This window comes from Rhodococcus sp. Z13 (assembly GCF_025837095.1).
Classification (GTDB): Bacteria; Actinomycetota; Actinomycetes; order Mycobacteriales; family Mycobacteriaceae; genus Rhodococcus; species Rhodococcus sacchari.
In genome coordinates this window covers 790,817-803,321 of record NZ_CP107551.1, presented here as the reverse complement: position 1 = coordinate 803,321, position 12,505 = coordinate 790,817, and the positions used below count along the sequence as shown (strand labels likewise).

The window sequence follows — 12,505 nt, the reverse complement described above, 5'->3', positions numbered from 1 at the left end:
ACGTGAAGGCTCGGACGAAGAAGACTCTTGCGCTGCTGCTGGTGGCCCTGGTGGTCGTGGCCGCCGGTGTGGCCGCCACGGTCTGGAAGCTGGTCGACTCGGCCGAGCCCGCCCTTCCGACCATCACGGCCTACGCGTACGGCGAGACGGTGACCGTCGCCCCCGCCCAGCACTGCAATCTCTACCTCGAGGACTGTGTGGAGCACCCCCTCGGCGAGCTCTACGTTCCCGCCGGCTACCCGCTGCAGCTGTCGCTGCCGGCGGAGATCTCCGACGCCCCGTGGCGGATGATCACCGTCTACGGCGACACGCGGACCGGCCAGACCTTCCTCGACGGGCAGATGTTCGAGGCGGGTGCCCAGCGCGCGGTGACCGTCCCCAGCGACCCGGCGCTGCAGCTGCTCGGCGTCGAGATCCAGCTGCCGTCGGCCGTGGTCGACGAGGCGGGCGAGCCGATCGCGCACGCCGTCTGGGCCATCCGGACGTTCTGAGCTCCCCACAACGGCAGCGGGCCGCCGTCGCGTCGTGCGACGGCGACCGCTGCCGTTGGTGCTCTAGTGGTCGAGTTCGCGAGCGATGGCCCGCATGACCTCGGAGATCCGCTGCCCGGTCTTGCGGTCGGGATAGCGGCCGCGACGCAGGTCGGGCTGGACCGCCGCCTCGAGCAGCTTGATCATGTCCTCGATCATCCCGTGCAGCTCGTCGGGCGTGCGCCGCTTCTGCTGGGCCGGTGCCTCCCGGCGGCCCTGCCGCAGCGTGGGCTGCTCGAGGATCTCCACCTTCAGGGCCTGCGGCCCGCGACGGCCCACCGCCATGCCGAACTCGACGCGCTGACCCGGTTTCAGCGCCTCGACTCCCTCCGGCAGCGCGGAGGCGCGCACATACACGTCCTCTCCCTCGTCCTGGGACAGGAAGCCGAAGCCCTTCTCGACGTCGTACCACTTCACCCTGCCGGTCGGCACCGCGCTCACCCGCTCCTCGACGTTGGTGCCCTCGTCGGACACCATGGACACATGCAAAACAACGCGCCCCGACTCGGCGGAGTGGGACGCGTAGACGATGCCAGTGTACCCGGCCGCACCCGTCGCTCCCGGATCGTCTCGGCGCACCGGACGGCCACGACCGGGCGTGGGCGGACTACCGTGGTGACGTGGGTACATCTGCTTCGGATTCGTCTGCCGCACCGGATAACGGCCTCCTGAAGGCCGCGATCGTCTGCTTCTTCGTCGGTGTGCTGGCCGTCGCCGCCATCTTCCTCACTCCCGTGGTCACCGACGGCACGCCCGGCCTCGTCCTGTATCTGCTGACGCTGGCCTGGCCCCTGGGCTTCGTGCTGGCGATCGCCTTCGCCCTGCGCTCGGGCCGCCGCGCCCGGAACGGAGACCGCACATGAGGGTCCTGCTCAACATCATCTGGCTGATCTTCGGTGGTCTGTGGCTGGCCCTGGGTTACTTCGCCGCCGGGGTGATCTGCTGCATCCTCATCATCACCATCCCGTTCGGTATCGCCTCGTTCCGGATCGGGGTCTATGCGCTGTGGCCGTTCGGGAAGACGACGGTCGACAAGCCGACGGCCGGTGCGGCCTCGCTCATCGGCAACGTCATCTGGATCCTCGTCGCGGGGATCTGGCTGGCTCTGGGGCACATCGCCTCCGCGATCGCGATGGCGATCACCATCATCGGCATCCCCCTCGCCGTCGCGAATCTGAAGATGGTGCCGATCTCCCTCATGCCGCTCGGCAAGGACATCGTCTCCGTGGACAGCCGTCCAGGTTACCTGTGAGGTTGGTCACATAACGGCGGCATAACGAGCAGGTCTCGGGACGACTTTTCGGGTGCCCGAAGGTCACTACCTGCAGCTTCGCAAATCGGTCCATCCCGGACACCGACGCACGCCCGCGAGGGCGTGCGTTATCAATTGGTGACACTTCGGGCCTCGAGCCGTTACCGTCGTTTCCGGCCGAACCGCCTGGCTCGGCCGGTCCGGAACTGCCGCGCCAAATTCCTGTCCCGCGGTTCCGGAAGTCCCGACGAACGATCCACGGGGACAGGAAACGGGGGACCCACCGGTCTCCCAGGAACCGGGCGGCTACCGCCGCCGGGTGTCCAGGAGGCCCGAACCGCCGCTCGCGACGGTTCTCGGGGTGAAGCCGGACAGCTCCACGGAGCAGGACGGCCGGGCGACCTCTTCAGCCCGAACCCGACAGCTGACCTCGTAGGCGCGTACGGAGAGGAACACGGAACCGACATGAGCGGACGCCATCGCAAGCCCACCAATACCGGTCGTACCGTCGCCAAGTTCGCGCTGACCGGAGCCGTCCTCGGTGTCACCGGTGTCACGTTCAGCGGCACCGCGAACGCCGCTCCCGACTCCGACTGGGACCGCCTCGCACAGTGCGAGTCCGGCGGCAACTGGGCCATCAACACCGGCAACGGCTACCACGGTGGCCTGCAGTTCTCGCCGAGCACCTGGAACGCCTACGGCGGCTCGCAGTACGCCCCCACCGCCAACCAGGCCACCCGTGAGCAGCAGATCGCCGTCGCCGAGCGCGTGCTCGCCGGCCAGGGCTGGGGCGCATGGCCCTCCTGCTCGTCCAGCCTGGGCCTGACCAGCGCCGCGACGCCGCGCACCGTCGACGCCGTCCCGGCCGCGCCGATCGTCGAGACCCCCGCACCGGCCGTCACCCCGCAGCTCCCCGCGGGCATCGACGTCGCTCAGCTCCCGGCCGAGGTCCAGAACCTCCTCGCCGGTTTCGAGCAGGGTGTCACCGCTCTGCAGGATGCGGGCATCGAGCTCGACCCGAACATCCTCGACGCCGTGCGCACCGTTCTGGCCGCGCAGTAATCCGGCACCAGCGTCTTCACGAAGGACCCCGCACCGGGCCGGTGCGGGGTCCTTCCGTATCCGGGCCCGTCCGGCCCTCACCGCGGTTTCATACGACGGACGCCCGACCCTTCTCCGGGGAGAGGGGCCGGGCGTCCGGCTCGCATCGGGATCGGCGGGAACCGCCGTCCGCGGAGATCAGCGGTTGATCACCGTGTAGGGATGCGTGTAGGGCAGGTCCTCGACGGGAAGCGGGAACTCCATGTCCTCACCGTAGGGCGAGAGCGGGCCGGAGCGAGTGGACGACAACTCGGTGACGGCGTGCTCGCCGTCGACCAGCTCGGGCCATCCGTGGTCCACGTAATGCTTTTTCGAAGAGGTAGCCATGCGCTCATTTTGTCAGGTGAGTTCGGGGCGTGCTACCGCAGGTCTCTAATCTGTAACCGATGCCCCCGACCACGCCCGCTCCCGACTCCGTCCCGGACTCGCTCGCCCTCTGGCTGGCCGGTCGCCGCGACTCCGAACTGGCCGCCGCGCTGCGCGCCCGCCCCGACCTCGTGGTGCCGCCACCTGCGAGTATGTCGGTCCTCGCGAGTCGCGCCCAGCAACGCGCCTCGGTGTTCCGGGCCGCCGACGAACTGACCACCGCCGAGTTCGGGATCATCGAGCTGCTGGCCCGGGCCGGCGCCGTCGACACTCCCGTCCCGCGCGCCGCCGTCCTCGAGGAGATCGCGGGACGGACCAGCGCGAAGAATCTCGACCGCATCCTCGCCACCCTCCGTTCCCTGCTGCTGGTGTGGGGGCCGAACGACGCCCTGCGGCTCGTTCCCGCCGCCGTCGACGCCGTGCCGTGGCGGGTGGGACGCGGTGAGGACACCGCGGTCCCGGCCGGCACGGAGCTCGACGACCTGCTCGTTGCACTTCCGCCGGAGCAGCGCAGCATCCTCGAGACCCTCTCGCGCACCTCTCCGGTGGGTCGCACCCGCGACGCGGCGCCGGATACTCCCGCCGACCGGCCCGTCCAGCAGTTGCTCGCGGCCGGTCTGCTGCTGCGCCTCGACGACGAGACCGTCGAACTGCCCCACCGGGTGGGTCAGGCCCTGCGCGACGACGCGCCCTTCGAACCCGCCGCCCTCACACCGCCGCGCGCCCCGAAACGCACCCGTGCGGCCACCGACGTCAACGCCACCGCGGCCGGTGCCGCCCTGGAACTGCTGCGGCACTGCGAGAACCTGCTCGAGGTGCTCGGCGAGCAACCCGCGCCGGTCCTGCGGGCCGGTGGGCTCGGCGTTCGTGAACTGCACCGTCTCGGCAAGGGGGTCGGGCTCGACGACCAGGAGACGGCGCTGCTCGTCGAGGTCCTGGCCGGCGCGGGACTGATCGCGCGGGGTCTGCCCGATCCGCCCCCGGCCTCCGACGACGACCACTGGGCGCCCACCACCGCGACGGACGCCTGGCTCGCCGCCTCCCCCGCCTACCGATGGGCGGTCCTCGCCGGGGCGTGGCTCGATCTGGGGCGGCGGCCGTGGCTCGTCGGCCGCCGCGACCCGAACGACAAGCCGATCGCCGCGCTGTCCGACGAGGTGAAGTCCCCGACCGCCGCCCGCGACCGGCGGCTGCTGCTCGACGTGCTGTCCGAGATCCCCGCGGACGGTCCGGACGTGAGCGCGCTGCGGGCGGCCGCGGCCTGGCGGCGGCCCCGCTGGGCCGGGCGGTTCGACACCGTCTCGGTGGTCGAGACCGTCCGCGAGGCGACCTTCCTCGGACTCGTCGCGCACGGCTGCCTCGCATCGCCCGGCAAGGCGCTGCTCCACGGCGGCGACGCGGAGGCCGAGATGACCGCGGTACTGCCCGAACCCGTCGACCACGTGCTCGTCCAGGCCGATCTGACGGTGGTCGCACCCGGCCCGCTCGTCCCCGAACTCGCCGAACGGATCGCGCTGGTGGCCGACATCGAGTCGGCGGGCGCCGCCACGGTCTACCGCATCGGCGACGCCAGCGTGCGCCGCGCCCTCGACGCCGGTCTCGGCGCGAGCGACCTGCACACCCTGTTCGCGAACCATTCGCGCACACCGGTGCCGCAGTCGCTCACCTATCTCATCGACGACGTCGCGCGCCGGCACGGCCGCCTGCGGGCGGGGGTGGCGAGTTCGTTCGTGCGCGCCGACGATCCCGCCCTGCTCGCGGAGGTGCTGTCCTCCCCCGTCGCCGCGACACTGGCGTTGCGGGCCGTGGCGCCGACCGTCGCGATCTCGCAGGCGCCGCTGGCCGATGTGCTCACCGAGCTGCGGGCCGCGGGCTTCGCCCCGGCCGGTGAGGACGCCTCGGGCGCGGTGGTGGATCTGCGGCCGCGCGGCGCGCGGGTGTCCGTGCCGCGGCCCCGGGCCCGGTACGGCGGCCCGACCGTCCCCAGCGACGAGCAGCTCGACACGCTCGTGCGCACGTTGCGGGCCGGGGACCGTGCCGAGTCGGCGTCGTCGACGGCGTCGGCGCGGGGGGACGGCAGCCGTTCGGGTGGTGCCGCGACCCTCGCCCTGCTGCAGCTGGCCGTGCACGCCAAGCGCAGCGTCTCCCTCGGCTACGTGGACGCACAGGGGGTCGCGACGCGGCGGATCGTCGATCCGGTGTCGGTGGGCGGGGGCCAGTTGCAGGCCTTCGATCCCGCGACCGGTTCGGTGCGCACCTTCGTGCTGCACCGGGTCAGTTCGGTGTCCCTGGTCGACTGAGCCGGACCGGATCAGTCCTGCCGCACGAGCACGAACGGGGACGCCAGCACCCGTGAAGCCGGGGCGACGGCGAAGGTCAGCCCGAGCAGCGTGGAGGCATCGAGCGGCCGGAACTCGTCGCGCACCCACCGCCACGGCACCGGACCGTCGGCACCGTAGGAGACGACGGTCGCCGGCCGGCCGTCGAGCCAGGACGCCTCGGCGGCGACGCACATCGGCAGCACCTCACGCAGCGCAGCCCCCTCCCCCAGCAGGTTCACCGCGGTGCCGTCGGGGTCGAAACGCTTGCCGTACCAGTTCGGCATGCCGCCGAGGGCGATCACGCGGGGCGCGGCGATCCGCAGGGCTGCGGGCCCGACGAAGGTGACCCGGTAGGCGCCCGGGACGGGCGGTGCGCCGGCGGCGGGCAGGGAGCGGAACAACGCGCGCAGACCGCGCAGCGATCCGGGCAGGCCGTCGAGGGCGCTGTGGTTCGAGGTGGTCATGACGCCTCCGTCACGGTCGGGCGAGCGGTACCGGTGCGGTGCCGTTCGGCGTAGCGGGCCGCGAATCGTTCGGCCATCGCGGCGATGGTCAGGGACGGGTTCACCCCCACGTTGGCGGGGATGGCGGAGCCGTCCACCACGTAGAGGCCGGGGTGGCCGAAGACCTGGTGGTCGGTGTCGATCACCCCGGTGGTCGCGTCGGTACCGATCGCGGCCCCGCCGAGGACGTGCGCGGTGATGGACTTGCCGCCGACGCTCTCGAGCAGCAGGTTCAGCGGCCGTCCGCCGATGGAGTCGGCGAACTCGCGGGCCACCGCGTTCGCCTGCGGCAGGTAGCTCGGTGCCTGCCGACCGTCCACACCGCGCGAGCGCAGGACCCGGCGCCACGGCCGTACCGGCGACCGGTCGAACACGAGGCGGATCTCGTTCTCCACGTTCTGCATCACGGTGAACGCACTGAGACGTCGGATGAAGTTGCGCGCGAACATCGTTCGCAGCTGCAGGTCGGGACGGGCGAGCAGTGCCCGCAGGGTCTCCCGGCGGCGACGGCGCGGGTCGTCGCCGTCGACGAGCGGCCCGAGCTGGAAGCGCATGTGCCACCCGCCGACGTAGCGGTTCTGGGTGACGTGGGTGCGCTCGTCGGGATAGAACTCGCTCGAGATCGTCGGGCCGCGGGTCAGGTCGGCGTCGACGTCGTCGGCGAGGACGGCGGTGATGGCCTCCGAGTTGGTGCGCACCCCGACGCCGAGGCGGTCGGAGACGTGCGGCAGCCCCCCGTTCTCCTTGGACCGAAACAGCAGCTCGACGGTGCCGAGGACACCGGCGGCGAGCACGACCTCCGGGGCGCGCAGGCTCTCGCCGCCGGCGAGCCGCACCTCGTAGCCACCGCCGGGCAGGGCGGCGACGGAGTCCACGCGGCTGTCGGGGCGGATCCGGGCGCCGCGCCGCTGCGCGAGCCACAGGTAGTTGAGGTCGAGGGTGTTCTTGCTGCCGTAGGGGCAGCCGACGAGGCAGCCGCCGCACATCACGCAGCCGGTGCGCTCCGGGCCCTCACCCCCGAAGAAGGGATCGGGGACGGTGACGCCCTCCTCCCCGAACCAGATTGCCATCGGGGTCGGACCGTACGTTTCCCCCGCCCCCATGCGTGTCGCGACGATGCCGAGGTGCCGGTCCATGGGGCCCTCGATCGGGGCGGTGGCGCGGCCGAGCATCCGCGCGGCGGTGCGGTAGTGCTCGGCGAGTTGCGCGCGCCAGCCCGACGTCACGGACGGCCAGGCGGGATCGGTGAAGAAGGCGTCCTTCGGCTCGAGCAGCACACCGGCCCAGACGATGCTGCCGCCGCCCACCCCGACGCCCCCGATGATGCCGACATGAGCGAGGACGCGCTGGGAGAAGAAGCCGCGCAGGCCCAGTTCGGGCATCCAGAGGTAGCGGCGCGGGTCGCGGCGGGCCGCCCGGAAGTCGTCGCGGGTGTGCCGGCGTCCCTGTTCGAGGACGAGGACGCGGCGGCCCTGTTCGGCCAATCGCAGCGCCGTGACGGCGCCACCGAATCCGCTGCCGACCACGATCACGTCCGCGGCGTCGGCCTGGGTCTGTGCTGACATGAGGCCGAGCATAGAGGGATGTGACCCGTGCCGATCGGCGAGCCGGTGGTGACCGGGACCTCTTCCCTGCGGCGGGTTTTCGTCACGTGTTCGCCTGTCGCACGGCGATTTTCTGCATTACTGGCATTTTTTCCGAAATGACGTATGGTGTGGACCTGTTGAGTGATTCGCCCGTCGAAAAGGAGGGGTGCGATGGCCGACAAGCGGAAAAGCCCGAAAAAACCCGTGAAAACCCTGAAGGAACGGCGACAGGAGAAACGTCGAAGGATCGTCGAGTCCGGCGAATTTCTCCCCAAGCGCAAGCGGGGATGAAAACAACTGCACGCCATGGACATCGAAATCGGGACGCTGGAAGTTCTGTACGAGAAGATCAGTGAATTGTCGGAACGCGAAACGGGCACCGACGCGTATCGGCTCGGATATCGAGCCGCATTGGCGCGTGCCCGTGTGTTCGTTCTCGACGAGCGCGCCGGTGCGATGCGACAACCGGCCTGAGAGACGAGAAGACGAAGCGGGAAATGAAGCGGACTCTGCACGCCCTGGACAGGATCCAGGAGCGACTGGAATCGGAACTCGATGCGAGGCAGGTCGCCTCCGAGAAGGACGCCGGATATCGGTCCGGGATCTCCGAGGCGCTGGTGTGCGTCATGGAGGTGCGGCGGTCGCTGACGCGCTGATCCTCCGGGGTCGGTCCGCATCGCCCCTCCGGGCGGCACACATCGGCCCCTCCGGGCCGGGACACAGGGGATGCGGGAAGCCGTGCGCGATCACCGCCGGGTGCGGTGGGCGCACGGTTTCCCGCATCCGGCGGGTGGCGCGGCCCGGCCGAGGCCTGGAGAATGGGAAAGTTCTACTTTCCATCCCAGGAGGCACTCATGGCCGACGGGCCGCTGATCGTCCAATCCGACAAGACCGTGCTCCTCGAGGTCGACCACGAACGGGCGAACCAGGCACGGCAGGCGATCGCGCCGTTCGCCGAGCTCGAACGTGCCCCCGAGCACATCCACACCTACCGGATCACCCCGCTGGCCCTGTGGAACGCCCGCGCCGCCGGTCACGACGCCGAGCAGGTCGTCGACGCGCTGGTCACCCATTCGCGCTTCGCGGTCCCGCAGGCCCTGCTCGTCGACATCGTCGACACGATGAGCCGCTACGGCCGCCTGCAGTTGGTCAAGCATCCCGCGCACGGGCTGTGCCTGGTCAGCCTCGACCGCGCGGTGCTCGAGGAGGTGATGCGCAACAAGAAGATGGCCCCGATGCTCGGGGCCCGCATCGACGACGACACGGTGCTGGTGCATCCCAGCGAACGTGGCCGCGTCAAGCAGCTGCTGCTCAAGATCGGCTGGCCCGCCGAGGACCTCGCCGGTTACGTCGACGGCGAGGCGCACCCGATCTCCCTGGACTTCGAGACCCACCCGTGGAAGCTGCGCGACTACCAGGAGATGGCCGCCGACTCGTTCTGGGACGGCGGCTCCGGTGTGGTGGTGCTGCCCTGCGGCGCCGGCAAGACGATGGTGGGTGCCGCGGCGATGGCGAAGGCCGGCGCGACCACCCTGATCCTGGTGACGAACACCGTCGCCGGCCGCCAGTGGAAGCGTGAGCTGATCGCCCGCACCTCGCTCACCGAGGACGAGATCGGCGAGTACTCGGGCGAGAAGAAGGAGATCCGCCCGGTGACCATCGCCACCTATCAGGTCATCACCCGCAAGTCGAAGGGCGAGTACCGCAATCTCGAGTTGTTCGACTCGCGCGACTGGGGCCTGATGATCTACGACGAGGTGCACCTGCTGCCGGCGCCGGTCTTCCGGATGACCGCCGACCTGCAGTCGCGGCGCCGCCTCGGCCTGACCGCGACGCTCGTGCGCGAGGACGGCCGCGAGGGCGACGTGTTCTCACTCATCGGCCCCAAGCGGTTCGACGCCCCGTGGAAGGACATCGAGGCGCAGGGCTGGATCGCCCCGGCCGACTGCGTGGAGGTCCGGGTGACCCTCACCGACGCCGAGCGCATGGCCTACGCCGTCGCGGAGCCGGAGGAGCGGTACAAGCTGTGCTCGACCGCGCGCACCAAGATCCCGGTGGTGAAGTCGATCCTCGCGCAGCACCAGGACGCCCCGACACTGATCATCGGCGCCTACATCGACCAGCTCGACGAGCTCGGCGAGGCCCTCGACGCTCCCGTGATCAAGGGGTCGACGAAGACGAAGGAACGCGAGGCGCTGTTCGACCGGTTCCGTGCCGGGGAACTGAAGGTGCTCGTCGTGTCGAAGGTCGCGAACTTCTCCATCGACCTGCCGGAGGCGTCGGTCGCGATCCAGGTGTCGGGCACCTTCGGGTCGCGGCAGGAGGAGGCGCAGCGGCTCGGACGGCTGTTGCGTCCCAAGCACGACGGCGGGCAGGCGCACTTCTACTCGGTCGTCTCGCGCGACACCCTCGACGCGGAGTACGCCGCGCACCGGCAGCGGTTCCTCGCCGAGCAGGGTTACGCCTACCGCATCACCGATGCCGACGATCTGCTCGGACCGCAGATCGGCTGACGCTTCGCCCGGCGGGGGTCAGCGGAGGAGGTATTCCTGCTCGGGGCGGCCGGTCGTGCCGTAGCGCAACTGCATTCGCAGCTGTCCCTTCGCGACGAGCGCCGCGAGATAACGCTGGGCCGTGGCGCGCGACACCCCGATGGTCGCGGCCACCTCCCCCGCCGACAGGGGTTGCGAGGATTCCCGGAGTGCTTGCAGCACGAGGTCTTTGGTCACCGACTGCGAGGCCGGGGTCCGGGCGGTCGGCAGAACCGGACGCAAAGAGGCCAGCGCCGTGTCGATTTCGGTCTGGGTGAGTTCGTCGCCCGCGACGACCCGGCGGTACTGTGCGTAGGCCGCGAGGCGCCGGGCCAGCTCGGTGCTCGCGAACGGTTTGACCAGATACACCAGGGTGCCGGCGGCGAGCGCGGCCCGCACCGTCGTGCCGTCGCCGGCGGCGCCGAGCACGAAGCTGTCGCAGTCGAGACTGCGGATCAGGTCGACGCCGCAGCCGTCCGGCAGGTACACGTCGACGAGGGCGAGGTCGACGGGCGCGTCCCGGATCGCGTCGCGGGCCGCGGCGATGCTCCCGGCGACCGCGGTGACCGTGAAGCCGGGCACTCCCGACACCACGGACGCGTGCAGTTCCGCGACCCGGAAGTCGTCCTCGACGACGAGCACCCTCAGATCCGTTCCGCCCATCCCGTGTCCCCTTCGTCGAGCACCCCGGCCATCGTCGCCACGAACACCGCGCCTCCCGTCGGATTGTCCGGCGTGCGCCGCCCACCGCGGTCCGCGAGCACCACGTCGCCGCCGTGCAGCCGCGCCACGCGCCGGGCCAGCGCCAGTCCCATCCCGCGGCCGCCGGGCACGGCCGGCTCGGGGTGGGTCGTCGCGCCCTCGGCGAAGACGTCCGGCAGGCCGGGGTCGACGCCGGCGCCGGTGTCCGCAACGCTCACGTGCAGGTCCGGTCCGTCCTCGATCAGTTCCACCTCGACCTCGGCCGGGCTGTGCGCGCTGGTGCGGGCCGCTTCGACGGCGTTGTCGAGGAGGTTGCCGAGGACCGTGGTGACGTCGACCGGCACCCGCAGGGTGGAGTGCACCCAGGTGTTCTCGCCGAGCACGAGCGTCACGCCCTGTTCGCGTGCGTGGGCCGCCTTGGCGGCGAGGAAGGCGTGCAGATACGGGTCGGCGAGCGCGTCGGCACCCTCGAGCTGCTCGCCGAGCGGGCCCGAGCCGAGGATCTGTTCGATGTATTCGAGGGCCTGTTCGGCACGCCCCTGGCGGAGCAGTCCGTCGAGCAGGTGCAGCCGGTTCGCGAACTCGTGCCGCTGGGCCCGCAGCGCTGTGCTCATCGACCGGACCGCGTCGAGTTCGCGGGTGAGCGTCTCGATGTCGGTGCGGTCGCGGACCGACATCACGGTGCCGAGGTCGCGCCGTCGCGCACGACGCGGCGCGAGACGGCGACGACGACCCGGTCGCCGGTGGTCGCCGCGACCGGGATGCCGTCCGCGGCGCGCAGCACGTCGAGCAGCCGCGGGGTCATCCCGAGAGTGTCGACGGGGCGGCCGATCCCGTCGTCGAGACCGAGCAGGCGCCGCGCCTCGGCGTTGACGACGGTGACGACACCGTGGGCGTCGGTGCCGACGACACCGTCGGAGATGCCGTGCAGCACGACCTCCTGTTCCCGGACCAGTTCGGTGAGCTGTTCGGGCTCGAGTCCCAGGGTGAGCCGCTTCCAGCGGTTGGCGAGCAGCCACGACCCCGCGGCGCCGCACGCGAGTGCCGCGAGCGCGATCAGGACTGCGTCGCCGAGATCGCTGCGCAGGTCGGCGCGCACGCTGTCGGTGGCGATACCGACGCTCACCTCCCCCACCACCCGGTCGGAGGCGGGATCGGTCACCGGCACCTTGGCCCGCACCGAGTCGCCGAGGGTGCCCGACTCGCTGGTGACGACCTCCCGTCCGGCGAGGGCCTCGGTGGGATCGGTGCTGACCCTCCGCCCGAGCTGGTCCGGCTCGGGGTGGGCCAGCCGCAGTCCCCGGTCGTCGGTGACCACGACGAACAACGCGCCGGTGGCGACCCGGACGGATTCGGCGGCCTGCTGCACCGCGCCGGAGGCGAGTTCGGGATTGCCCGGGGAGACCACGCCGTCGTCGGCGGCCGAGTAGCGGACGACCTCGTCCCGAAGGGCCGGGTCGGCGGAAACGGCCCGCGCGATCGCGAGTGCCCGCTCCCCGTGCTCGCCGGTGACGCGGTCCTCGGTGGTGGTGGCGAACACCGTGAATCCGATGCCGAGCGCCACCGCCACCACCGCGGACTGGAGCAGCAGTACCTGGGTGCGGAGTTTCACC

Annotated in this window: 13 protein-coding genes, 1 pseudogene and 1 riboswitch; of the genes and pseudogenes, 8 read left to right on the top strand and 6 right to left on the bottom strand. The window is 71.2% G+C overall.

Annotated elements, in window-relative coordinates; all coding sequences use genetic code 11:
- The first annotated feature begins 2 nt into the window (after nt 1–2).
- Entirely contained in the window at nt 3–491 is a 489-nt protein-coding gene (locus tag OED52_RS03795; protein ID WP_318841924.1) for a DUF2771 domain-containing protein, read from the top strand.
- A gap of 63 nt (nt 492–554) precedes the next feature.
- On the opposite strand, the gene OED52_RS03790 is transcribed toward OED52_RS03795, so the two are convergent.
- Complete coding sequence (locus OED52_RS03790) at nt 555–962, bottom strand: cold-shock protein (RefSeq protein WP_264154569.1); 408 nt, start codon at nt 960–962, stop codon at nt 555–557.
- A gap of 188 nt (nt 963–1,150) precedes the next feature.
- Here OED52_RS03790 and OED52_RS03785 point away from each other — a divergent pair, with 188 nt between their 5' ends.
- The 3 genes from OED52_RS03785 to OED52_RS03775 all read left to right on the top strand — a co-directional run bounded on the left by OED52_RS03785 (nt 1,151) and on the right by OED52_RS03775 (nt 2,844).
- Nucleotides 1,151–1,393, top strand: a complete 243-nt coding sequence (locus tag OED52_RS03785) for a hypothetical protein (RefSeq protein WP_264153359.1) — start codon at nt 1,151–1,153, stop codon at nt 1,391–1,393.
- Nucleotides 1,390–1,782, top strand: a complete 393-nt coding sequence (locus OED52_RS03780; protein ID WP_264153358.1) for a YccF domain-containing protein — start codon at nt 1,390–1,392, stop codon at nt 1,780–1,782. The genes OED52_RS03785 and OED52_RS03780 overlap by 4 nt, the downstream gene beginning before the upstream one ends.
- Nucleotides 1,783–2,110: 328 nt before the next feature.
- Nucleotides 2,111–2,237: riboswitch (cyclic di-AMP (ydaO/yuaA leader) on the top strand.
- Nucleotides 2,238–2,247: 10 nt separating this feature from the next.
- On the top strand, nt 2,248–2,844 hold the full coding sequence (locus OED52_RS03775; protein ID WP_264153357.1) for a transglycosylase family protein: 597 nt from the start codon (nt 2,248–2,250) through the stop codon (nt 2,842–2,844).
- A gap of 177 nt (nt 2,845–3,021) precedes the next feature.
- Here OED52_RS03775 and OED52_RS03770 read toward each other — a convergent pair whose 3' ends face one another.
- The gene (locus tag OED52_RS03770) at nt 3,022–3,210 is read right to left on the bottom strand and encodes a hypothetical protein (RefSeq protein WP_264153356.1); all 189 of its coding nucleotides are present in this window, start codon (nt 3,208–3,210) and stop codon (nt 3,022–3,024) included.
- A gap of 59 nt (nt 3,211–3,269) precedes the next feature.
- Here OED52_RS03770 and OED52_RS03765 point away from each other — a divergent pair, with 59 nt between their 5' ends.
- Complete coding sequence (locus OED52_RS03765; protein WP_264153355.1) at nt 3,270–5,549, top strand: helicase C-terminal domain-containing protein; 2,280 nt, start codon at nt 3,270–3,272, stop codon at nt 5,547–5,549.
- 11 nt (nt 5,550–5,560) lie between these two features.
- On the opposite strand, the gene OED52_RS03760 is transcribed toward OED52_RS03765, so the two are convergent.
- The gene (locus OED52_RS03760; RefSeq protein WP_264153354.1) at nt 5,561–6,034 is read right to left on the bottom strand and encodes a hypothetical protein; all 474 of its coding nucleotides are present in this window, start codon (nt 6,032–6,034) and stop codon (nt 5,561–5,563) included.
- On the bottom strand, nt 6,031–7,638 hold the full coding sequence (locus OED52_RS03755) for a GMC oxidoreductase (RefSeq protein ID WP_264153353.1): 1,608 nt from the start codon (nt 7,636–7,638) through the stop codon (nt 6,031–6,033). The genes OED52_RS03760 and OED52_RS03755 overlap by 4 nt, the downstream gene beginning before the upstream one ends.
- Nucleotides 7,639–7,965: 327 nt before the next feature.
- On the opposite strand from OED52_RS03755, the gene OED52_RS03750 reads away from it, so the two are divergent.
- From OED52_RS03750 to OED52_RS03740, 3 genes are all read left to right on the top strand, one after another.
- On the top strand, nt 7,966–8,133 hold the full coding sequence (locus OED52_RS03750) for a hypothetical protein (protein ID WP_264153352.1): 168 nt from the start codon (nt 7,966–7,968) through the stop codon (nt 8,131–8,133).
- Between the two features lie 23 nt (nt 8,134–8,156).
- Nucleotides 8,157–8,315: a hypothetical protein gene (locus tag OED52_RS03745; protein WP_264153351.1), complete on the top strand. Its 159-nt coding sequence runs from the start codon at nt 8,157–8,159 to the stop codon at nt 8,313–8,315.
- Nucleotides 8,316–8,513: 198 nt separating this feature from the next.
- Nucleotides 8,514–10,172: a DNA repair helicase XPB gene (locus OED52_RS03740; RefSeq protein WP_264153350.1), complete on the top strand. Its 1,659-nt coding sequence runs from the start codon at nt 8,514–8,516 to the stop codon at nt 10,170–10,172.
- Nucleotides 10,173–10,190: 18 nt separating this feature from the next.
- Here the strand turns inward: OED52_RS03740 and OED52_RS03735 are convergent, their stop codons facing one another.
- Both OED52_RS03735 and OED52_RS03730 read right to left on the bottom strand, forming a co-directional pair.
- On the bottom strand, nt 10,191–10,853 hold the full coding sequence (locus OED52_RS03735; protein WP_264153349.1) for a response regulator: 663 nt from the start codon (nt 10,851–10,853) through the stop codon (nt 10,191–10,193).
- Nucleotides 10,835–12,504, bottom strand: a pseudogene (locus OED52_RS03730) (ATP-binding protein). Before OED52_RS03730 ends, OED52_RS03735 begins: the two are co-directional and overlap by 19 nt.
- Nucleotide 12,505 lies beyond the last annotated feature (1 nt).